The organism is Streptococcus sp. SI1 (assembly GCF_030439945.1).
Taxonomy (GTDB): Bacteria; Bacillota; Bacilli; order Lactobacillales; family Streptococcaceae; genus Streptococcus; species Streptococcus intermedius.
Window position 1 is genome coordinate 1 of record NZ_JAQFJE010000006.1, and the last position, 22,443, is coordinate 22,443.

The following is a 22,443-nucleotide window of genomic DNA, read 5'->3' on the forward strand; positions in this document are numbered from 1 at the left end:
TTGGAAACAATCGTACCGGTTCGATTCCGGTCCTCGGCATAGGAATAGAGAGCACCCTTAGCTCAACTGGATAGAGTACCTGACTACGAATCAGGCGGTTAGAGGTTCGACTCCTCTAGGGTGCATAGGGAAGAAGTCAGAGGGCTTCGTTTTTCTACCTATACGGGAAGTAGCTCAGCTTGGTAGAGTACTTGGTTTGGGACCAAGGTGTCGCAGGTTCGAATCCTGTCTTCCCGATCCTATGGCGGTGTAGCTCAGCTGGCTAGAGCGTCCGGTTCATACCCGGGAGGTCGGGGGTTCGATCCCCTTCGCCGCTATATTGATCTTGTTGGACCTTTAGCTCAGCTGGTTAGAGCTCTCGGCTCATAACCGAGTGGTCGTAGGTTCAAGTCCTACAAGGTCCATTTTGTTGTATTGTGGAGGATTACCCAAGTCCGGCTGAAGGGAACGGTCTTGAAAACCGTCAGGCGTGTAAAAGCGTGCGTGGGTTCGAATCCCACATCCTCCTTAGTAGGAATAGCGCGGGATGGAGCAGCTAGGTAGCTCGTCGGGCTCATAACCCGAAGGTCGTAGGTTCAAATCCTGCTCCCGCAATAGGTTGGCTCGGTAGCTCAGTTGGTAGAGCAATGGATTGAAGCTCCATGTGTCGGCGGTTCGATTCCGTCTCGCGCCATTTGTTTGATTGATTAAGCGGGTGTAGTTTAGTGGTAAAACTACAGCCTTCCAAGCTGTTGTCGCGAGTTCGATTCTCGTCACCCGCTTTGAACAGAGGTGTTCATACCAAGTTTTTGAACTTGGGCGCGTAGCTCAGGTGGTTAGAGCGCACGCCTGATAAGCGTGAGGTCGGTGGTTCGAGTCCACTCGTGCCCATCATATTTTTGGAGAATTACTCAAGAGGCTGAAGAGGACGGTTTGCTAAATCGTTAGGTCGGGTAACTGGCGCGGGGGTTCGAATCCCCCATTCTCCGTATTTAAGGAGTGTAGCGATAGCTATCTCCTTTTCTCTTGTCTATTGATTTTGTCTGCCATTATGGAGTAAAGTGAATCGTATGAAAAAATCCAAATTTGTTGTTATGGCTACTATTTTGATAATAGTAACTTCTGTACTTCTGGTCTCAACTCGTTCTTTAGGTGTGGTGAATAAAGCTTCTAATGTTGTGTCTGTTTTGGATAATATTGTTTCAAAACCATTTAATTTTTTAGCAGGTGTTAAATCAGATTTAACTGATTTAACAAGGACCTATAAGGAAAATAAGCAATTAAAAAAAGCTTTATTCAAAATGGAAGAAGAATTGGCTGCTTCAGATTCATTAAAAGATGAAAATAGTCAATTAAGGCAACTATTAGAAATGAAGAATCTCTATGAGTCCAAAAAGAAAGTTTCAGCTGATGTTGTCTCGCGTATACCTGTTTCTTGGTTGGCTGAATTAACTGTCAATGCTGGGCATCAAAACGGAGTTCAAAATACAATGCTAGCAGTAGCAAATGGTGGTTTGATAGGTAGTGTGAAAGATGTTGCTTCTCATTCTAGTCGAGTAAATCTATTAACAAATAATAAAAATATTGATAATATTTCAGTAAGAATTCAAACAGATACAGGCACTATTTATGGGGTGATTATTGGCTACAGTAAAGAAAAAACTGCATTCATTATCAGCCAGTTAAATAGCTCAGACATAATTAAAGAAGGTGCGAAAGTTGTGACTAGTGGCTTAGGAACGTACAACATTCCCAACATTCCAGTTGGGACAGTCCTTTCTGTTACTGAAAAATCTGACCATTTGACAAAAGAAGTATTTGTAAAACCGAGTGCAGATTTAACAGATATTCGTGTGGTGACATTGGTAGGAAGTTAATATGAAATTTTTTAAGGACTACATTTTACCTTTTGGGGTTTTATTTGTTGTTATGTTAGTAGATGGTCATCTTTCAAATCTTTTAACTACTCTTTTTTCAACTGATATTCACTTACTAAGTCATCTTTTACTTATTTTTGTGTTATACATTTCTATAAATCTTTCAGAAAATACCAATTTTATTATTTTATTGTTAATTGGCCTATTGTATGATATCTATTATTTTCATATTATCGGCCTTTCGACATTATTGTTGCCATTGATGGGAATTGTTGTTAGCAAATATAATTCTGTTTTGATGTCTAATCGAGTTAGTCGTTTTTTCTCAGTCGCTATTTTGGTATTTTTCTTTGAGGCGGCTACGTTTACTTTGGCAATTGTGACTCATTTGGCTCGAATGTCTTTTGCAGATTTTGTTGTTTATACAATTGCACCAACGATGGTGTTAAATTTACTATTCTTTTTAGTGATTCAACTAATTTTAGAAAAGATATATTTATGATAAAAATTTATGATAAATTGGAAATAGAAATGTAATAAAGGCGTAACATACTCAGCGCCTTTTTTTGTTATACTTATAAATGTCTTATCGAATAGGAGTAAAATTGTTTATGAAGAAAAAATTACTTACATCAATCTTATTAAGTACAATGGTTCTTACACAGGGGGCATCTCTTGTAAATGTACATGCAGATTCTACTGATGACAAAATTGCTACACAAGATAGTAAAATTAACAGTTTGACTGATCAACAAAAATCAGCTCAAGCTCAAGTAGATCAAATTCAAAGCCAAGTTTCATCTATTCAATCTCAACAAGAAAAGTTGAAATCTGAAAATGAAAAACTTCAAGCTGAATCAGCAAAATTATCAGCTGAAATTGAAACTTTGTCTAAAAATATTGTAGCGCGTAATAAATCATTGGCTAATCAAGCACGTAGTGCTCAAACAAGTGGCACAGCTACAAGCTATATTAATACAATTGTAAATTCAAAATCTATAACAGAAGCTATTTCGCGTGTTTCTGCGATGAATGAAATTGTTTCAGCAAACAATAAAATGTTGGAACAACAAAAACAAGATAAAAAAGCTATTTCTGAAAAACAAGTAGCTAATAATGAAGCAATCAATACTGTTATTGCAAATCAACAAACACTGGCAAATGATGCAAAAACTTTATCTACTAAGCAAGCTGAACTAAAGGCGGCTCAGTTAAGTCTTGCTGCAGAAAAAGCTACGGCTGAAGGAGAAAAGAACTCACTATTAGCTCAAAAGGCAGCAGCACAAAAAGCAGCAGAAGAGGCAGCAGCACAAGAAGCATCTTATAAAGCACAACAAGCAGCACAAGCTCAGGCGATAGCTTCGTCAGGTAATACAACATTTACAGCGCAAGTTCAAGCTTTAAATCATTCTTCAGCTCCTACAGTGTCTCATTCTACTTCGCGCCCAACTTATAATTCATCTGCTTCGACTTATCCAGTTGGTCAGTGTACTTGGGGTGCAAAAACATTAGCTCCGTGGGCTGGTGATTATTGGGGTAATGGTGCTCAATGGGCAGCAAGTGCGGCAGCAGCTGGTTTCCGTACAGGTTCAACACCTCAAGTTGGTGCTATCATTTCATGGAATGATGGTGGTTATGGACACGTTGCTGTGGTAACAGCTGTAGAATCTCCTACACGTATTCAAGTATCTGAAGCAAACTATGCAGGGCATCAAGCTATTGGAAACTATCGTGGTTGGTTCAATCCAGCTGCTGCAGGACAAGGTTCATTTACTTATATCTATCCAAATTAATGAATAAAGAAATAAAAAGCGCGGTTTGCGTTTTTTATTTTTGATTGAAAAATTAACTAAAAAGGGTTACAATGTTAATTGGAGAAATATTGTAACTGGTTTACAAAGAAACGAATATATACTGGAGGACATCATGTCGTTTTCTGATTTAAAGCTCTTTGCTCTTTCGTCCAATCAGGAATTGGCGAAACGTGTTGCTCAAGAGATTGGCATGGATCTTGGGAAGTCAACTGTACGTCAATTTTCTGATGGAGAAATTCAAGTTAATATTGAAGAATCTATCCGTGGAAAACATGTTTTTATCTTGCAGTCAACGAGCTCACCTGTTAATGACAATTTAATGGAAATTTTAATCATGGTGGATGCTTTAAAGCGTGCAAGTGCTGAGTCAATTAATGTGGTCATGCCTTATTACGGTTATGCTCGTCAAGACAGAAAAGCACGCGCACGTGAACCTATCACTTCAAAATTAGTTGCAAATATGTTGCAGGTAGCTGGTGTGGATCGTTTGTTGACAATTGATTTACATGCAGCACAAATTCAAGGATTTTTTGATATTCCAGTAGACCATCTCATGGGTGCTCCTCTCATTGCAGATTATTTTGAACGCCGTGGGATGACAGGCAGCGATTATGTGGTTGTCAGTCCTGACCATGGTGGGGTGACGCGTGCTCGTAAATTAGCTGAATTTTTGAAAACACCGATTGCTATTATTGATAAGCGTCGTAGTGTAGATAAGATGAATACGAGTGAAGTGATGAATATCATCGGTAAAGTAGAAGGAAAAACGTGTATTTTAATTGACGACATGATTGATACAGCAGGAACAATTTGTCATGCTGCTGATGCGCTTGCTGAAGCAGGTGCCGTAGAGGTTTATGCGAGTTGTACTCACCCAGTACTTTCAGGGCCTGCTATGCAGAATATTCAAAAATCGGCTATTAAAAAATTAGTCGTGTTAGATACAATTTATCTGCCGGAAGAACGTTTAATTGATAAAATAGAGCAAATTTCGATTGCTCATTTATTGGCGGAGGCTATTGTACGTATCCATGAAAAACGTCCTCTTTCGCCCTTATTTGAAACTTTGACGGCTCTTTAATTAATGTAAGAGAAAGAAATCTCGGTAGGGATCACTCTGATAGTTGGAGTGATTCTTTTGCTTCAATCAATTGATAAGTGATAAATTTTCTCAATATTATGATATTTTTGCCATGACTTAGTTTTTATAGTATAATAGTTCTATTAGATTTTGGAGGTAAGATGTGGATTTGACCAAACGTTTTAACAAGAATTTAGCAAAAATTGAAGTTTCTTTGATTCGACAATTTGATCAATCTATTTCGAGCATTCCTGGAATTCTTCGTTTGACATTAGGAGAACCTGATTTTACAACTCCAGATCATGTATAAGAAGCTGCGAAAGCTGCAATTGATGCAAATGAGAGCCATTATACAGGCATGAGTGGGTTGTTAGCATTGCGTCAGGCAGCTAGTCAATTTGTGAATGAGAAATATAAGCTTTCTTATGATCCTGAAACAGAAATTTTAGTGACAATTGGGGCAACTGAAGCTTTGTCTGCTACGTTGACAGCTATCTTAGAAGAAGGAGATAAGGTGCTTTTGCCCGCACCTGCTTATCCAGGATATGAGCCGATTGTCAATCTTATTGGGGCAGAAGTTGTTGAGATTGATACGACAGAAAATGATTTTGTTTTAACACCTGAAATGTTGGAAAAAGCAATTTTGGAGCAGGGAGATAAGCTTAAAGCAGTGATTTTGAATTATCCAGCTAATCCAACAGGAGTCGCTTATTCACGCGAACAAATAGCAGCTCTAGCTGATGTATTGAAAAAGTATGACATTTTTGTTGTTTGTGATGAAGTGTATTCTGAGTTGACGTATACCAAACAGCCTCATGTATCTATTGCAGAATTTTTACCTAATCAGACTATTGTGATCAACGGTTTATCTAAGTCACATGCGATGACAGGCTGGCGTCTGGGTTTCATCTTTGCTCCGGCTGTTTTTACGGCGCAATTGATTAAGAGTCATCAATATTTGGTGACAGCTGCAAATACGATGGCTCAATTTGCAGGGGTAGAGGCATTGAGAGCAGGTAAAGATGATGCAGAGCCAATGAAAAGGGAATATATTGAGCGACGTGATTATATTCTGGAAAAAATGACAGAGCTTGGTTTTAAGATTATTAGACCTAATGGTGCATTTTACATTTTTGCAAAAATTCCAGCTGGCTACAATCAAGATTCTTTTGCTTTTTTAAAGGATTTTGCATATAAAAAAGCAGTTGCGTTTATTCCTGGGGCTGCTTTTGGGCGGTATGGAGAAGGTTATGTACGGCTTTCTTATGCGGCTAGCATGGACACGATAAAGGAAGCAATGAAGCGGCTTAAGGAATATATGGAGGAGTATGCTGAAATCCATCACAAGTAAAGGTTTGGTTCTCTATAACCGTAATTTTCGTGAAGATGATAAGCTAGTTAAAATTTTCACAGAACAAGCTGGCAAGAGGATGTTTTTCGTGAAACACGTTAGAAATTCTAAGTTAAGTCCAGTTATTCAACCTTTAGTAGTCGCTAATTTTTTGATGAAGGTAAATGATGACGGTTTGAGCTATATTGATGATTATCAAGAGGTTACCGTTTTCCAGCATATCAACCATGATCTTTTTACAATGGCTTATGCGACTTATGTGGTAGCTCTAGCGGATGCTAGTATTCAGGATAACGAAATAGACTCTGCTCTCTTTGCTTTTTTGCAAAAAATGTTAGAATTGATGGAGCAAGGTTTGGATTACGAAGTGCTGACCAATATTTTTGAAATTCAAATTTTGTCGCGTTTTGGCGTTTCTTTGAATTTTCATGAGTGTTGTTTTTGCCACCGAATAGGGCTACCGTTTGATTTTTCTTTTACCTATAATGGCGTTTTATGTCCAGAACATTATAGCAAAGATGAGCGACGGAGTCATTTGGAACCCAATATTCTTTATTTATTAGACCAATTTCAAGCAGTTCAATTTAATGACCTGAAAACAATTTCGTTAAATTCTGAATTAAAATATCAATTGCGAAAAGTAATTGATCAAATTTATGAAGAATATGTTGGGATTCATCTAAAATCCAAAAAATTTATTGATTCTCTGGAAGACTGGGGAGAAATCTTAAAGAACAAGGAGTCGGAATGAAAAAAATAGCAATTGATGCCATGGGTGGTGATTATGCCCCACAATCTATTGTAGAGGGGGTTAATCAAGCCCTGAATGATTTTTCGGATGTTGAAGTTATCCTTTATGGAGATGAAGCAAAAATCAAGCAGTATCTAACGGCAACTGAGCGGGTTCGTATTGTTCATACAGATGAAAAAATCAATTCAGATGATGAGCCGACTAAAGCTATTCGTAAGAAGAAAAATGCCAGTATGGTGTTAGCGGCCAAAGCGGTAAAGACTGGAGAAGCTGATGCTGTTCTTTCTGCGGGGAATACTGGAGCGCTTTTGGCTGCTGGATTCTTCATCGTCGGTCGTATCAGGAATATTGACCGTCCGGGTTTGATGTCCACATTACCAACGACAGATGGAAAAGGATTTGATATGTTGGACTTGGGAGCTAATGCAGAAAATACGGCTCATCATTTGCATCAGTATGCTATTTTAGGGTCATTTTATGCTGAAAATGTACGTGGAATTAAGAAGCCGCGGGTAGGGCTTTTAAACAATGGAACAGAGGCGAGCAAGGGTGATCCGCTTCGTAAGGAAGTGTATGATTTGTTAGTGTCAGATGACTCATTGAATTTTATTGGAAATGTGGAAGCGCGTGATTTAATGGATCATGTAGCAGATGTGGTTGTAGCAGATGGTTTTACAGGTAATGCCGTGTTGAAAGCCATGGAGGGTACAGCTATGGGAATTATGAGCCAGCTTAAAAAATCGATTGTAAATGGAGGCTGGAAAGCAAAACTAGGCGCAGCATTGTTGAAAGATAGTCTAAAATCGTTGAAGGGTAATTTAAATTATTCTGATGTAGGTGGTGCAGTTTTATTTGGAGTGCAGGCACCTGTTGTTAAAACACATGGGGCGAGTGATGCAAAAGCCGTTTACAGCACGATTCGTCAGATTCGGATTATGTTGGAAACAGATGTTATTGGAAAGGCAGTAAAAGAATTTTCAGGAGAGGCAAAATGACAGAACAAAAGATTTACGAGAGAATTGTAGAAATTATTCAAGAAAGTCGTGGTAAAGAATTTCAAGTTTCTCAAACACTTAGTTTGAAAGATGATTTAAAAGCGGATTCTGTTGATTTGATGGAATTTATACTAACTGTGGAGGATGAATTTGGTGTTGAAATTTCAGATGAAGAAATAGACGAGCTGAATAATGTGAGAGACGTTGTTGCTTGCGTGCAGAAAGGCTCGAATAAATCATAAGAGTGAATAGCTTATCTATATGAGAGATAAATTTAAAAAACAACTGGAAAACAGTTGTTTTTTGTTATTGTACGACATTTTCTTGAAAATAGATTTTTATTATGATAGAATTAAGCTAGAAAAATACGAAAGGCGAATATTAAAGTGGATAATATTTTATTATATTCGGGAAAAGCGAAAAATTTATTTTCGATAGAAGACGAAAATGTGATTATTGCACAATATAAAGACCAAGCGACAGCTCTTAACGGAGTGAAAAAAGAACAAATCGCAGGTAAGGGGCAGCTTAATAATCAGATTTCGTCTTTCATTTTTGAAAAATTAAATGCAGCTGGGGTTGCAACGCATTTTATTAAAAAGATTTCAGAAACAGAACAATTGAATAAAAAAGTTAAGATTATTCCGCTTGAAGTTGTTTTGCGTAATGTGACAGCAGGCTCTTTTTCCAAACGTTTTGGCGTTAAGGAAGGTATTCAGTTGGAGAAGCCAATTGTTGAATTTTACTATAAAAATGATGATTTGGATGATCCTTTTATTAATGATGAACATGTGAAATTTTTAAAGCTTGCTAACGATGAAGATATTGCCTATATTAAAGCTGAAACACGTAGGATAAACAAACTCTTGTCAGATTGGTTCCATCAAATCGGACTTAAATTAATTGATTTTAAATTGGAATTCGGTTTTGATAAAGATGGTAAAATTATCCTAGCAGATGAGTTTTCACCAGATAACTGTCGTCTTTGGGATGCGCAAGGACATCACATGGACAAAGATGTCTTCCGAAGAGGGTTAGGAGAATTAACGGATGTTTACGAAGTGGTATGGGAAAAATTGCAAGAACTTAAGTAAGGATTGAACATGGATAGACGTATTTTTGTTGAGAAAAAAGCTAACTTTAGCATTAAATCGGAGTCACTGGTCAAAGAACTAACACATAATTTGCAGTTAACCTCCTTAAAAATTTTACGTATTGTGCAGGTTTATGATATCTTTAATTTAGAAGAAAGCCTGTTTGCGCGTGCGCAAAAGCATGTCTTTTCTGAGCAGGTGACAGATACAATTTTAGATGAAGCAACTGTGCAGGCGGATCTTAACAACCATGCTTTTTTTGCTATTGAAGCTTTGCCGGGTCAGTTTGACCAGCGGGCAGCAAGTTCACAAGAAGCTTTGCTCTTACTTGGTAGTGACAGCAACGTAACGGTTAATACTGCCCAGCTTTATCTGGTTAATAAGGATATTGATGCATCTGAGTTGGAAGCGGTGAAGCATTATCTTTTGAATCCAGTTGATTCGCGTTTCAAAGATATCACCTTGCCTATTCGTCCACAGGAATTTTCAAATTCTGACAAAACAATTCCAAATTTGGATTTCTTCAAGACTTATACAGCCGAAGATTTTGCGGCTTACAAGGCGGAACAAGGTTTGGCTATAGAAGTGGATGATCTTGTTTTTATTCAAGATTATTTTAAATCAATTGGGCGTGTGCCAACAGAAACGGAATTGAAAGTTTTGGATACCTACTGGTCTGACCATTGCCGTCACACGACTTTTGAGACAGAATTGAAAAATATTAACTTTTCAGCTTCTAAGTTCCAAAAACAATTGCAGGCAACTTATGATAAATATATTGCCATGCGTGACGAATTGGGACGTTCTGAAAAGCCACAGACGCTTATGGATATGGCGACAATCTTTGGTCGTTATGAGCGTGCTAACGGTCGTTTGAACGACATGGAAGTGTCGGACGAAATCAATGCCTGCTCGGTTGAAATTGAGGTAGATGTAGATGGCATCAAAGAACCTTGGCTGCTCATGTTCAAAAATGAAACCCACAATCACCCAACGGAAATTGAACCTTTCGGTGGAGCTGCAACTTGTATTGGTGGTGCTATTCGTGACCCATTGTCAGGTCGTTCTTATGTTTACCAAGCTATGCGTATATCAGGTGCAGGTGATATTACCGCACCAATAGCAGAAACACGCGCTGGTAAATTGCCACAACAAGTCATCTCTAAAACGGCGGCGCACGGCTATTCGTCATACGGGAACCAAATAGGACTTGCGACTACCTATGTCAAAGAGTACTTCCATCCAGGCTTCGTTGCTAAGCGTATGGAGCTAGGTGCTGTTGTCGGTGCAGCACCAAAAGAAAATGTCGTGCGTGAAAAACCAGAAGCTGGTGATGTGGTCATCCTTCTTGGTGGAAAAACAGGACGTGACGGTGTCGGTGGTGCTACAGGCTCATCTAAGGTTCAAACGGTTGAATCGGTTGAGGCAGCAGGTGCCGAAGTGCAAAAAGGGAATGCTATTGAAGAACGTAAGATTCAACGTCTTTTCCGCAATGGCAATGTCACTCGTCTCATCAAGAAATCAAATGACTTTGGTGCTGGCGGCGTCTGTGTGGCTATTGGTGAATTGGCAGATGGTCTTGAAATTGACTTGGACAAAGTCCCACTAAAATACCAAGGTCTTAACGGTACCGAAATTGCCATTTCTGAGTCACAAGAACGCATGTCTGTTGTTGTTCGTCCAAGTGATGTGGACGCCTTTATTGCAGCATGTCATAAAGAGAACATTGATGCAGTTGTTGTCGCGACTGTTACTGAAAAACCAAACCTTGTCATGACTTGGAAGGGTGAAACCATCGTTGACTTGGAACGTGCTTTCCTTGATACCAATGGTGTGCGTGTGGTTGTTGATGCAAACGTTGTGGATAAGGATGTTGCCCTTCCTGAGGTGCGTACAACATCAGCAGCAACACTTGAAGCAGACACAGTGAAAGTTCTGTCTGATCTTAACCACGCTAGTCAAAAAGGGTTGCAAACTATCTTTGACAGCTCGGTTGGGCGTTCAACAGTTAATCATCCAATCGGCGGTCGTTATCAAATTACGCCTACTGAAAGCTCTGTGCAAAAATTGCCAGTACAAAATGGTGTCACAACAACAGCTTCTGTCATGGCACAGGGATTCAATCCTTATATTGCGGAGTGGTCACCTTATCATGGTGCAGCTTACGCTGTTATTGAAGCAACAGCTCGCTTGGTAGCGACAGGTGCTGATTGGTCTCGTGCGCGTTTCTCTTACCAAGAATACTTTGAACGCATGGATAAACAAGCGGATCGCTTTGGTCAGCCAGTAGCTGCTCTGCTTGGTTCGATCGAGGCACAAATCCAACTTGGTTTGCCATCAATCGGTGGTAAGGACTCTATGTCAGGGACCTTTGAAGAATTGACGGTACCGCCAACCTTGGTTGCCTTTGGTGTGACAACAGTAGATAGTCGTCAGGTTCTTTCACCAGAATTCAAGACTGTTGGTGAGAACATTTACTACATCCCAGGACAGGCTATTTCAGAAGATATTGATTTTGACTTAATCAAAGATAACTTTGCACAATTTGAAGCCATTCAAGCTAAGCATAAAGTAACAGCAGCTTCAGCTATTAAATACGGCGGTGTTCTTGAAAGTTTAGCACTTATGAGCTTTGGTAACCGTATTGGTGCAACTGTAGAAATAGCTGAGCTTGACAGCAGCTTGACATCGCAGCTTGGTGGTTTCGTCTTTACATCTGATGAAGCCATTGCTGACGCAGTGAAAATTGGTCAAACTGTGGCAGACTTTACAGTAACTGTCAATGGTGTCAACCTGTCTGCTGCGAAATTACTTGCAGCTTTTGAGGGCAGGTTAGAGGAGGTTTACCCAACCGAATTTGAACAGTCAACAGCTCTTGAAGAAATACCTGCTGTGGTATCTGATGCTGTTATTAAAGCTAAAGAAAGAATTGCACAGCCTCTGGTTTATATCCCAGTTTTCCCTGGTTCCAATTCAGAGTACGATTCAGCTAAGGCCTTTGAACAAGCTGGTGCCAAAGTCAACTCAGTGCCATTTGTGACTCTTAATGAAGCAGCGATTGAGGCTTCTGTTGACACCATGGTTGACAACATTGTTAAAGCCAATATTATCTTCTTTGTCGGCGGCTTCTCAGCGGCAGATGAGCCAGACGGTTCGGCTAAGTTTATCGTCAATATCTTACTTAATGAAAAAGTTCGCTCTGCTATTGACAGCTTCATTGAAAGGGGTGGCCTCATCATCGGTATCTGTAATGGGTTTCAAGCTCTTGTCAAATCCGGTCTTCTGCCTTATGGTGACTTTGAAGAAGTTGGTGAGACAAGCCCAACCCTCTTCTACAATGATGCCAATCAGCATGTGGCTAAGATGGTGGAAACCCGTATCACTAATACCAACTCTCCATGGTTGGCAGGTGTTAAGGTCGGTGATATTCATGCGATTCCAGTCTCTCACGGTGAAGGGAAATTTGTCGTGACAGCTGAAGAATTTGCGGAACTGTGCGACAATGGTCAAATCTGGAGCCAATACGTGGACTTTGATGGTAAGCCTTCTATGGATTCTAAATACAATCCAAACGGTTCGCTCAACGCTATTGAAGGGATTACGAGCAAGAACGGTCAAATCATTGGTAAGATGGGACACTCGGAACGCTATGAAAACGGGCTCTTTCAAAACATCCCAGGTAACAAAGATCAAGGCCTATTTGAAAGTGCAGTGAAATACTTTACTGGGAAATAGCCTATTTGTAGAAGGGATATTATGAAACAGTATGTTGCAAGGCTAGAAAAAGATTTTTCACTCATAGAACACGGATTTAAAGAGGAAGAACAAAGAGCCTTAACTGATTATAAATCCAATGATGGTGAGTATATCAAGAAATTAGCATTTTTAGCTTATCAATCTGATGTTTACCAAGTAAGAATGTACGCTGTATTCCTTTTCGGATACTTATCAAAAGATAAAGAAATTTTAATATTCATGAGAGATGAAGTTTCTAAAGATAATGACTGGAGAGTTCAAGAAGTGTTAGCAAAGGCGTTTGATGAATTTTGTAAGAAAATAGGATATAAAAAAGCACTTCCAATTATTGATGAATGGTTAAAAGGTAGCAATCTCCATAACGAGGAGAGCTGTTACAGAAGGGTTAAGAATATGGACAAATAGACCATACTTTAAAGAGAACCCTAATGAAGCTATCAGAAGAATAGCTGACTTAAAAGAGGATGTAAGCGAATATGTTAGGAAATCAGTAGGGAATGCTTTAAGAGATATTAGCAAAAAATTTCCAGATTTAGTTAAAATTGAGTTGAAAAATTGGAAATTAGAAAGTAAAGAAATTAACCAAGTTTATAAATTGGCAAGTAAATTTATTGATGCCTAGAATTTAAGTACAAAAGGTATATAAAATGACATACGAAGTAAAATCTCTCAACGAAGAATGTGGGGTCTTCGGTATCTGGGGACATCCTCAAGCAGCTCAAGTCACTTATTTTGGATTGCATAGTCTGCAACACCGTGGTCAAGAAGGTGCTGGCATTCTGACAAATGATGCTGGCAAATTGATACGACATCGTGATACAGGATTAATTTCAGAAGTTTTCAAAAATCCAGCTAATTTGGAAAAATTAACAGGTCAGGCTGCTATTGGGCATGTCCGTTATGCAACGGCTGGAGAAGCCTCCATTGATAATATCCAGCCTTTCCATTTCAAGTTTTACGATATGGAATTTGGTCTGGCACATAACGGTAACCTGACTAATACGAAAACCCTGAAGAAAGAATTAGAACATAACGGCGCTATCTTCTCTTCTTCATCTGATACGGAAATTCTGGCTCATCTTATTCGCCGCAGCCATAATCCAAGCTTTATGGGTAAGGTTAAGGAAGCGCTCAATACGGTCAAAGGTGGTTTTGCCTATCTTCTGATGATGGAAGATAAGCTGATTGCAGCTCTTGATCCAAACGGTTTTCGTCCGCTTTCTATTGGTAAAATGGCAAATGGTGCCATCGTTGTTTCCAGCGAAACCTGTGCCTTTGAAGTGGTGGGTGCCGAGTGGATTCGTGATGTCAAGCCGGGTGAAGTGGTTATCATTGATAACAGTGGTATCCAGTACGACACTTACACGACAGATACGCAGCTGGCTATTTGTTCAATGGAATACATCTACTTTGCCCGTCCTGACTCAAATATTCACGGGGTCAATGTCCACACTGCTCGTAAACGTATGGGAGCACAGCTGGCGCGTGAGTTCAAACATGAGGCAGACATTGTGGTCGGTGTACCTAATTCCTCACTCAGCGCAGCTATGGGCTTCGCCGAAGAATCAGGACTGCCAAATGAAATGGGTCTCATCAAAAATCAATACACCCAACGAACCTTTATCCAGCCGACGCAAGAACTGCGTGAGCAAGGGGTTCGCATGAAACTTTCTGCCGTATCTGGAGTGGTTAAAGGCAAACGTGTCGTCATGATTGATGACTCCATCGTGCGTGGGACAACTTCACGTCGTATCGTTCAGCTCTTGAAAGAAGCTGGAGCTACAGAAGTTCACGTGGCAATTGCTAGCCCACCTCTAAAATATCCATGTTTCTATGGAATTGATATTCAAACACGACGTGAATTGATTGCGGCTAATCATTCTGTTGAAGAAACACGCCAGATTATCGGTGCGGATAGCTTAACTTACTTGTCTATTGACGGCTTGATTGACTCTATCGGACTTGAAACAAATGCCCCAAACGGCGGTCTCTGTGTTGCTTACTTTGATGGCAAGTACCCAACACCGATTTACGATTACGAGAAAGATTATCGTAGAAGCTTGGATGAGAAGGTTAGTTTTTATTGATAGACCGAACTCAATAGCAGCTCTGCTATTTCCAAAGGAAAAAAGAAGGAAAAATATTATGACAGAAAAAAATGCTTACGCTCCACGTCTTACCACTGACTAAAGGCTAAAGCATTTGTCAGTGGACGCTTTGTCCTATGGGGCCAAAGCTAAAGACCTGACTAGCTTTTTCAGTCAAAATTATGGTTTGACTGAAAAAACGTCGCAATCTTCAATATAGTTTTTTGACAAAAAAGAGAAGGAAAATTATTATGACAAAAAATGCTTACGCTCAATCTGGTGTTGACGTTGAGGCGGGATACGAGGTTGTTGCTCGAATTAAGAAACACGTGGCGCGTACGGAGCGTCTAGGTGTTCTAGGAGCTCTTGGTGGCTTCGGTGGGATGTTTGATTTGTCCCAGCTGGACGTCAAAGAGCCTGTCTTGATTTCAGGAACGGACGGTGTCGGAACCAAGCTCATACTGGCTATCAAGTACGACAAACACGATACCATTGGTCAGGACTGTGTGGCTATGTGTGTCAACGACATCATTGCTGCGGGTGCTGAACCTCTTTATTTCCTAGACTACATTGCAACGGGTAAGAATGGACCTGCTAAACTGGAGCAGGTAGTTGCTGGTGTGGCTGAAGGATGTGTCCAAGCTGGTGCTGGTCTGATTGGTGGCGAAACAGCTGAAATGCCTGGTATGTATGGCAAAGACGATTACGACTTGGCCGGTTTTGCGGTCGGTGTGGCTGAAAAATCACAAATCATCGACGGCTCAAAAGTCAAAGAAGGAGATGTGCTACTGGGATTGGCTTCCAGCGGTATCCATTCAAACGGTTATTCGCTTGTCCGCCGTGTCTTTGCAGACTATACTGGTGAGGAAGAACTGCCAGAATTGGAAGGTAAAAAACTCAAAGATGTCTTACTTGAACCTACTCGTATCTATGTCAAAGCAGCTCTGCCATTGATTAAGGAAGAATTAGTCAACGGTATTGCCCACATCACAGGTGGCGGCTTTATCGAAAATGTCCCACGTATGTTTCGGGACGATTTGGCAGCCGAAATCGAAGAAGACAAGGTGCCAGTTCTGCCAATCTTCAAGGCGCTTGAAAAATATGGTGAGCTGAAGCACGACGAAATGTTTGAAATCTTCAACATGGGTATCGGGCTCATGCTGGCTGTCAGTCCTGAAAAGGTTGACCGTGTCAAGGAAGTCCTTGATGAGCCTGTTTATGAGCTTGGGCGTATCGTGAAAAAAGCTGACGCAAGTGTGGTGATCAAATAATGAGCAAAAAAATTGCTGTTTTCGCTTCCGGTAATGGGTCAAATTTTCAGATCATCGGCGAGCAATTCCCAGTAGAATTTGTTTTTTCTGACCATCGTGATGCCTATGTCTTGGAGCGTGCTAAAAATCTCGGTATCAAAAGTTACGCCTTTGAACTCAAGGAATTTGACAATAAAATTGCTTATGAGCAGGCTATCATTGACCTCTTGGAAAAATATGCTATTGATCTTGTTTGCCTAGCTGGTTACATGAAAATTGTTGGCCCAACCTTGCTGGCTGCCTATCAAGGTCGCATTATCAATATCCATCCAGCCTATTTGCCAGAATTTCCAGGTGCTCATGGTATCGAAGATGCATGGAATGCCGGTGTCACTGAGAGCGGAGTGACCATTCACTGGGTGGACTCAGGTGTGGATACTGGCAAGGTCATTAAACAAGTCCGTGTCCCACGGCTAGTTCATGACACGATTGAAAGTTTTGAAGAACGCATCCATGCTGCCGAGTATCAGCTCTATCCTCAAGTGCTGGAGAGTTTAGGGGTCGAGAGAAGATAAGAAGGTAGTGAGAGATGATTTTATGGTAAAGGTAAAGGCCTGTTCATAAACTATCTCTATCAGGGTTGGTAAATCATGAGTAGGGGCGTTAGCTAAGGAGAACTTTATGGGTCTATTTGATTTTTTTAAGAAGAAATCTTCCAGTGAAGAGACACCAATTGAAGATGGAGATAAGACTGTTGTTAAATCTGAAGATATAGATGATAGCGCTCCAGGATGGGAAGCGATTGATGCAGAATTTGATCGTTTATATCCTGATCAGCCCAATCCTCTTCATTATGGGACGGTTGTCAAGTATATGTTTGGGGGTCCAGATCCGCTTGACGGTATAAGTGTCTACGATGCGGGAGATTTTTGGCATTTTGTCAGCTATGGCTTGTCGGAGTTATATACAAAAGAAAGCACCGACTCAGAATACAGTGGTTATGGGATTGAATTGACTTTTAAGTTAAAGAAATCTACTAATGACGAAGAAGAAATCAAAAATGGCTGTGGTTTATTGCAGTATGTTGCAAGATATATTTTTAAAACAGGTAAAGTAGTTTTACCAGAAGAATATATTTATATGAAGCAAACGGTAGGAATCGATATCCAGCAGAAATCTAAACTGACAGGTTTTCTGACCGCTAGTGACAATCTAGCTAAGCCTCTAGATACTCCTCATGGAAAAGTAGAATTTGTCACTCTGATTGGTGCGACAGATGCAGAACTGCGAAGTGTTTATGAAAGTGAAACAAGTAAGCTTGAGGTAAGGAAATTGTTGCAAGAGCTTGGAAATCAGATTACAGACTATAATCGCCAGTCTTTAGTTTAGATAATTTGAAGGAATCTATTGATAAAATGAAAGGAAAAAACATGACTAAACGCGCACTTATCAGCGTCTCAGACAAATCGGGCATTGTTGGCTTTGCTCAAGAATTGAAAAACTTGGGTTGGGAAATTGTCTCAACCGGCGGAACTAAGGTTGCCCTTGACAAGGCAGGGATTGACACCATCGCTATTGACGATGTGACTGGCTTTCCTGAAATGATGGATGGTCGTGTCAAGACTCTTCACCCAAACATTCATGGCGGTCTATTGGCGCGCCGCGACCTTGATAGTCATGTTAATGCTATGAAAGAACATGGTATCACACCGATTGATTTGGTCGTTGTTAACCTTTACCCATTCAAGGAGACCATCCTCAAACCAGATGCGACCTATGCGGATGCGGTTGAAAATATTGATATTGGTGGACCATCTATGCTGCGCTCAGCAGCTAAAAACCATGCCAGTGTGACGGTTGTGGTTGACCCTGCTGACTACGCTGAGGTTCTTGACGAATTGTCAGCGAACGGAGAAACAACTTATGAAACTCGTAAGCGTCTGGCAGCTAAAGTTTTCCGTCACACCGCAGCTTACGATGCCCTCATCGCTGAATATTTCACTGCTCAAGTGGGTGAAGAAAAACCTGAAAAACTAACGCTGACTTATGACCTCAAGCAGCCAATGCGTTACGGTGAAAATCCACAGCAGGATGCGGATTTCTACCAAAAAGCTTTGCCAACTGCTTATTCTATTGCCTCTGCTAAGCAGCTCAACGGTAAGGAATTGTCCTTCAACAATATTCGCGATGCTGATGCGGCTATACGTGTCATTCGTGACTTTAAAGACCGTCCAACCGTTGTGGCGCTCAAGCACATGAATCCATGTGGTATCGGTCAGGCTGATGACATTGAAACAGCTTGGGATTACGCTTATGAGGCTGATTCAGTTTCGATCTTCGGTGGCATTGTTGTCCTAAACCGTGAGGTTGATGTAGCGACAGCTGAGAAGATGCACGCTATCTTCCTAGAAATCATCATTGCGCCATCTTATACAGACGAAGCGCTAGCTATTCTCACAACCAAAAAGAAAAATCTGCGTATTCTGCAACTTCCCTTTGACGCTCAAGAAGCTAGCGAGGCTGAAAAAGAGTATACTGGCGTGGTTGGTGGCCTCCTTGTGCAAAATCAAGACGTGGTCAAAGAAAGTCCAGCCGATTGGCAGGTCGTTACCAAGCGCCAGCCAACTAAAACGGAAGAAACTGCTCTTGAATTTGCTTGGAAAGCTATCAAGTATGTCAAGTCTAATGGCATTATCGTGACCAATGACCACATGACACTTGGTGTCGGTCCGGGTCAGACCAATCGTGTCGCTTCTGTTCGCATCGCCATTGACCAAGCTAAAGATCGCCTTGACGGGGCTGTTCTTGCTTCTGACGCTTTCTTCCCGTTTGCTGATAACGTTGAAGAAATTGCAGCTGCTGGTATCAAAGCTATCATTCAACCCGGCGGTTCCGTCCGTGACCAAGAGTCTATCGATATGGCTGATAAATACGGCATTGCTATGGTATTTACGGGTGTGAGACATTTTAGACATTGAGAACAGGAGAAACCTTGGAATTTTTTCCAAGGTTTTTAAAGTTGTTTAGAGAGAGTTATTTTGGATAAATATAACTAACTGCACCTTGTCCTGCTGTATGGGGATTAAACCAGCCACGAAAGTTGCCAATGTACTGTTTCCCAGCGTAGTTTGCCTCTTGAATCTGAATGCGTGTGTTTGAGGCGACGTGAGTGACGACTCCAACGTGTCCGTAACTACCATCTGTCCAACAAATAATGGCTCCGACTTGTGGAGTTGTTCCTGTTTTAAAACCAGCACGTCTGGCGCTAGTAGCCCAATCGCCACCATTTCCCCAATAATTTCCAGCCCAAGGTGCTAGAGCTTTAGCGCCCCAAGTGCATTGACCTTTTGGATAAGTCGTTGCAGCGGCATAATTGGGTTGAAAGGATATAACAGGTTTCTCTACTTGATAGCTCGTACCTGTTAGTCCAATCATTTTACCGTTGAGATTGCGGTAGACATGTGTGTGGAAAAGCCCGTTACCAGTGTGTTTTAGCGTATCAATAGTGAACTTGTAGATACCATTTTCAGTTTTAGTAGCTGTGTACCACTGGATATCATCTTGCCCGTTGACTTCAGACCAGGTAGGCAGGATGATATTTCCATCTCCATAAGCATCTGTTACTGTTACTTCATAATTGTAGATCGAGCGTTTCGTGACAGCTACTTTCGTTTTTATCTGTTCTGCGGACATGCTAACCGAATCTGTTGCATAACTATGCTCACTACCGTCTTTATATTTTACATAAATATGATTGATGTAGGTTCCGGACAAAGCCTGATGATTGCGGATATTAAAGGTTGTTAAAAAAGTTCCGTCTCCATTGTCAGTGGCTGTGTACCATTTGATATTACTCTGATTTGTAGTACTCCAAATAGGAACGCGAACGGATTGAATGGATTTGGATTTTGAAGTTTCCTTAATTTTGACCGTATATGTTCCTTGTTCTTGATTGATATTTTCAACAGAGAATAATGGCTTTTGCTCTTCTTCCGAAGGTAATTGATCGGGACGAACTTGTACTGTAGTTCCAGCTAAGCCAGTAAACTCTGGTTTGACATAGCTTTCTCCGTAAAGATGAATGTGATAAGTTCCTGTGTCATAGTTGTGTTTTTTTAGCTCAACTCTAACATTGTAGCTTCCATCAGGATTTTTAGTAGCTGCATACCATTGAAGATCATCCTGTCCGTTTTTATCAGACCAAGTTGGAACAGTAAGTTTATAGATTGTTTCAGGGACATTTTTGATCTGAATATCCATAATACCAGGTTCTGGAAAACTAGTCTGAATGGCAGGATTTGGTTTTTCAAGGTTAAAAGTGGTACCTGACTGGTAAATCATTTTACCATTTTTATTTTCATAAGTATCTACAAAATATCTCCCATAACCCTTGTGTTTGGAAAAGTCAAATTTAGTTATTTCCTGTTCAGCATCGTACCAGTTGAGATCATCACTACCATTTTCATCAGACCAAACGGCATGAATAATTTTAGAATTTTTTTGATCTTTATTGCGTGTAAAATGAATTTGCCCAATCTGCCCAGCTGTCGTAATTTTTGTTTGACTAGTAGGTCTGTTCAGAGTGAATGTCGTTCCATTTAAACCGATCATTTTTCCATTGATGTTGATATATGTATGGACATGGAAAGTACCGTACCCAGAATGTTGGCTCAAATCAACAGTTGTTGATGTTTGAGATGCGGAATACCATTTAAGGTCATCTTGTCCATTTTCATCAGACCAAACAGCATGGGAAATGGTGTAGGGGTTTTGGGCTTGTGAACGTATGTAGTTGATAGAAACGCTATTGCCAGAAACATTGACAGTAACATCGCTAGCAAGAGTTGTTGGATTTGAGCTTTTTGAAGCATTATTTGCTTCCGAGGCTTGAACTGTTAGTTGAGCTGAAGAAACACTCAAAAGGGCGCTGGATAGTAAAAACAATTGACTATATTTTTTCATAAATCTCCTTTGAATAAATAATTTGGATAGTTCCATTTAGATTATTCGGGAAAGAAATTAAAAATTAAAAAACTATTTTTTTGTGAATTTGTGAGATGACGGAAGAGTCAGCTTTGCTCTATTTGTAAAATGTTCGAAAAGGGGCAGGGGAATGATGACATCACGTTGGATACTATCGCATCAGATTATTGTAGCTGTCAACAATAGAAACAGGAAAGATGTTTATACTAAGAAGTAAGCTGGGAAGGGTGGATTTTTCATGCGGACGTCGTGGCAATAAGCATTTCTTTCTTGACAAATTACTGATAACTTTAGTAAAATGATGTTAATAGGATCGCCCACCTTTCTTTGAAGTGACAAGGCGAACATTTTTAACATAAATATTGGACGAGAAGTAAGCCCTATATAGTTTGCTTTTTTGTTATAATGAAAGAGTATACAATTTTAATTTAAAAATGTATACTCTTTCATTAATATATTTTAAGCATTAAAACAAAGTGAAATTTAGAATTGAGACGCAGTATGTATATAATTAATTTGAACCCTAAACAAAGTGAACGAAGGGCTGTTTCACATCTTACAAGACTTTCTGAGACTGATTTTCTTCCTAATTTTATATTGAGTAATGAAGTGAAGAAATATCAGCAAGAAATTTCTTCTATTATCCAAGATTACAAGCTGAAATTTCTGGTAGATACTAAGAATTTTTCTAAAAATGAGCTTCCAGATCTTATTCAATATATCAATTCTGTAAGTTCTAATATTTCATTAGTATATAATTTGGATAATCTCTCTAATAACACTGCGGTAAGTGATTTTTTAAAAATTTCTCTTACTGAACTTAATCCTATAGTTAGTAATTGGCTTGTTTCTGATAGTCAAGATATTCCTCAAAATATTATATTTGATTTTGGATATATTTCAAAAATGCCCACTATTGAGGATATAAATAAAGTTTCTGGTGCCATAAGAAGATTAAATACAAAAAATATAATAATTTCAAGTGGTGCAGTTCCAGATGTGGTTCCTGTAAAGAGAGAAGAAAATTACAGTTTGCAAAGATATGAGAAATTGCTATTCAATGAATTACAGACTTTGACCCATAAAAAACTAATATATAGTGATTATGGCACTATTCATCCGTTGCCTATGGGTAAAGGATTTACTGCAACTGTACAAATTAAGTATACGACCTCAGATAATTATATTTTTGTACGAAATGGTCAATTTAGGGGGAATTATAAACTGTTTCCAGTGGCCAATGAAATTTGTAAACATCCCATTTTTGATGAGAATCATTGTTGGGGCGAGCAATTGATTCAAGAAATTCACGTAACGGGAAATAATCAAGGTAATCCAAGTATTTGGGTGTCTATAGGTTTAAATCACCATATTCAACTATGTATAGATGAAACTAGATAAATAATTATTTCAATATAGTAAAGA

General features: G+C 39.8%; 16 protein-coding genes, 10 tRNA genes and 2 pseudogenes. 27 read left to right on the top strand and 1 reads right to left on the bottom strand.

Annotation, left to right across the window (positions count from 1 at the left end; translation table 11 throughout):
* Positions 1-51: 51 nt before the first annotated feature.
* The 26 genes and pseudogenes from PCY10_RS07640 to purH all read left to right on the top strand — a co-directional run bounded on the left by PCY10_RS07640 (position 52) and on the right by purH (position 19,013).
* Positions 52-125: transfer RNA gene (locus tag PCY10_RS07640), tRNA-Arg, on the top strand.
* A gap of 38 nt (positions 126-163) precedes the next feature.
* Positions 164-237 (top strand) — tRNA-Pro (locus tag PCY10_RS07645).
* A 6-nt stretch (positions 238-243) separates the two neighbouring features.
* A tRNA-Met gene (locus tag PCY10_RS07650) sits at positions 244-317 on the top strand.
* A 13-nt stretch (positions 318-330) separates the two neighbouring features.
* Positions 331-404 (top strand) — tRNA-Ile (locus PCY10_RS07655).
* A 14-nt stretch (positions 405-418) separates the two neighbouring features.
* Positions 419-508 (top strand) — tRNA-Ser (locus PCY10_RS07660).
* A 12-nt stretch (positions 509-520) separates the two neighbouring features.
* Positions 521-594, top strand: a tRNA-Met gene (locus tag PCY10_RS07665).
* 6 nt (positions 595-600) lie between these two features.
* Positions 601-673: transfer RNA gene (locus tag PCY10_RS07670), tRNA-Phe, on the top strand.
* Positions 674-690: 17 nt separating this feature from the next.
* A tRNA-Gly gene (locus PCY10_RS07675) sits at positions 691-761 on the top strand.
* A 35-nt stretch (positions 762-796) separates the two neighbouring features.
* Positions 797-870 (top strand) — tRNA-Ile (locus tag PCY10_RS07680).
* Positions 871-880: 10 nt separating this feature from the next.
* Positions 881-968 (top strand) — tRNA-Ser (locus PCY10_RS07685).
* Positions 969-1,049: 81 nt separating this feature from the next.
* Entirely contained in the window at positions 1,050-1,856 is an 807-nt protein-coding gene (gene mreC, locus PCY10_RS07690) for a rod shape-determining protein MreC (RefSeq protein WP_021002267.1), read from the top strand.
* 1 nt (position 1,857) lies between these two features.
* The gene (mreD, locus tag PCY10_RS07695) at positions 1,858-2,358 is read left to right on the top strand and encodes a rod shape-determining protein MreD (RefSeq protein WP_003075140.1); all 501 of its coding nucleotides are present in this window, start codon (positions 1,858-1,860) and stop codon (positions 2,356-2,358) included.
* 109 nt (positions 2,359-2,467) lie between these two features.
* Positions 2,468-3,649, top strand: coding sequence for a peptidoglycan hydrolase PcsB (gene pcsB / locus PCY10_RS07700; RefSeq protein WP_003077627.1), 1,182 nt, complete (start codon positions 2,468-2,470; stop codon positions 3,647-3,649).
* A gap of 133 nt (positions 3,650-3,782) precedes the next feature.
* The gene (locus tag PCY10_RS07705; protein ID WP_003075138.1) at positions 3,783-4,751 is read left to right on the top strand and encodes a ribose-phosphate diphosphokinase; all 969 of its coding nucleotides are present in this window, start codon (positions 3,783-3,785) and stop codon (positions 4,749-4,751) included.
* A 163-nt stretch (positions 4,752-4,914) separates the two neighbouring features.
* Positions 4,915-6,102, top strand: a pseudogene (locus PCY10_RS07710) (pyridoxal phosphate-dependent aminotransferase).
* A complete protein-coding gene (gene recO, locus PCY10_RS07715) occupies positions 6,080-6,853 on the top strand; it encodes a DNA repair protein RecO (protein WP_009567705.1) in 774 nt (257 codons plus the stop codon). The pseudogene PCY10_RS07710 and the gene recO overlap by 23 nt, the downstream one beginning before the upstream one ends.
* Positions 6,850-7,848, top strand: a complete 999-nt coding sequence (gene plsX / locus PCY10_RS07720) for a phosphate acyltransferase PlsX (RefSeq protein WP_301558971.1) — start codon at positions 6,850-6,852, stop codon at positions 7,846-7,848. Before recO ends, plsX begins: the two co-directional genes overlap by 4 nt.
* Entirely contained in the window at positions 7,845-8,090 is a 246-nt protein-coding gene (locus PCY10_RS07725; RefSeq protein WP_301558972.1) for an acyl carrier protein, read from the top strand. The genes plsX and PCY10_RS07725 overlap by 4 nt, the downstream gene beginning before the upstream one ends.
* 144 nt (positions 8,091-8,234) lie before the next feature.
* Complete coding sequence (gene purC, locus PCY10_RS07730; protein ID WP_021002268.1) at positions 8,235-8,942, top strand: phosphoribosylaminoimidazolesuccinocarboxamide synthase; 708 nt, start codon at positions 8,235-8,237, stop codon at positions 8,940-8,942.
* 9 nt (positions 8,943-8,951) lie between these two features.
* Positions 8,952-12,677 (top strand): phosphoribosylformylglycinamidine synthase, encoded by a 3,726-nt coding sequence (locus tag PCY10_RS07735; protein WP_021002269.1) that lies wholly within the window; start codon positions 8,952-8,954, stop codon positions 12,675-12,677.
* A 21-nt stretch (positions 12,678-12,698) separates the two neighbouring features.
* A pseudogene (locus PCY10_RS07740) lies at positions 12,699-13,320 on the top strand (DNA alkylation repair protein).
* Positions 13,321-13,345: 25 nt separating this feature from the next.
* Positions 13,346-14,785 carry an amidophosphoribosyltransferase gene (purF, locus tag PCY10_RS07745; protein WP_021002271.1) on the top strand — a complete coding sequence of 480 codons (1,440 nt, stop codon included), beginning with the start codon at positions 13,346-13,348 and terminating at the stop codon, positions 14,783-14,785.
* A 248-nt stretch (positions 14,786-15,033) separates the two neighbouring features.
* Complete coding sequence (gene purM, locus PCY10_RS07750) at positions 15,034-16,056, top strand: phosphoribosylformylglycinamidine cyclo-ligase (protein ID WP_301558984.1); 1,023 nt, start codon at positions 15,034-15,036, stop codon at positions 16,054-16,056.
* Entirely contained in the window at positions 16,056-16,610 is a 555-nt protein-coding gene (gene purN, locus PCY10_RS07755; protein ID WP_021002273.1) for a phosphoribosylglycinamide formyltransferase, read from the top strand. The genes purM and purN overlap by 1 nt, the downstream gene beginning before the upstream one ends.
* 106 nt (positions 16,611-16,716) lie before the next feature.
* Positions 16,717-17,424: a suppressor of fused domain protein gene (locus PCY10_RS07760; RefSeq protein ID WP_002275346.1), complete on the top strand. Its 708-nt coding sequence runs from the start codon at positions 16,717-16,719 to the stop codon at positions 17,422-17,424.
* A gap of 41 nt (positions 17,425-17,465) precedes the next feature.
* Positions 17,466-19,013 (top strand): bifunctional phosphoribosylaminoimidazolecarboxamide formyltransferase/IMP cyclohydrolase, encoded by a 1,548-nt coding sequence (gene purH, locus PCY10_RS07765; RefSeq protein WP_021002274.1) that lies wholly within the window; start codon positions 17,466-17,468, stop codon positions 19,011-19,013.
* A gap of 55 nt (positions 19,014-19,068) precedes the next feature.
* On the opposite strand, the gene PCY10_RS07770 is transcribed toward purH, so the two are convergent.
* A complete protein-coding gene (locus PCY10_RS07770; RefSeq protein ID WP_021002275.1) occupies positions 19,069-20,997 on the bottom strand; it encodes a GBS Bsp-like repeat-containing protein in 1,929 nt (642 codons plus the stop codon).
* A gap of 522 nt (positions 20,998-21,519) precedes the next feature.
* Between PCY10_RS07770 and PCY10_RS07775 the strand changes: the two genes are divergently transcribed.
* Positions 21,520-22,419 carry a hypothetical protein gene (locus tag PCY10_RS07775; RefSeq protein WP_021002277.1) on the top strand — a complete coding sequence of 300 codons (900 nt, stop codon included), beginning with the start codon at positions 21,520-21,522 and terminating at the stop codon, positions 22,417-22,419.
* Positions 22,420-22,443 lie beyond the last annotated feature (24 nt).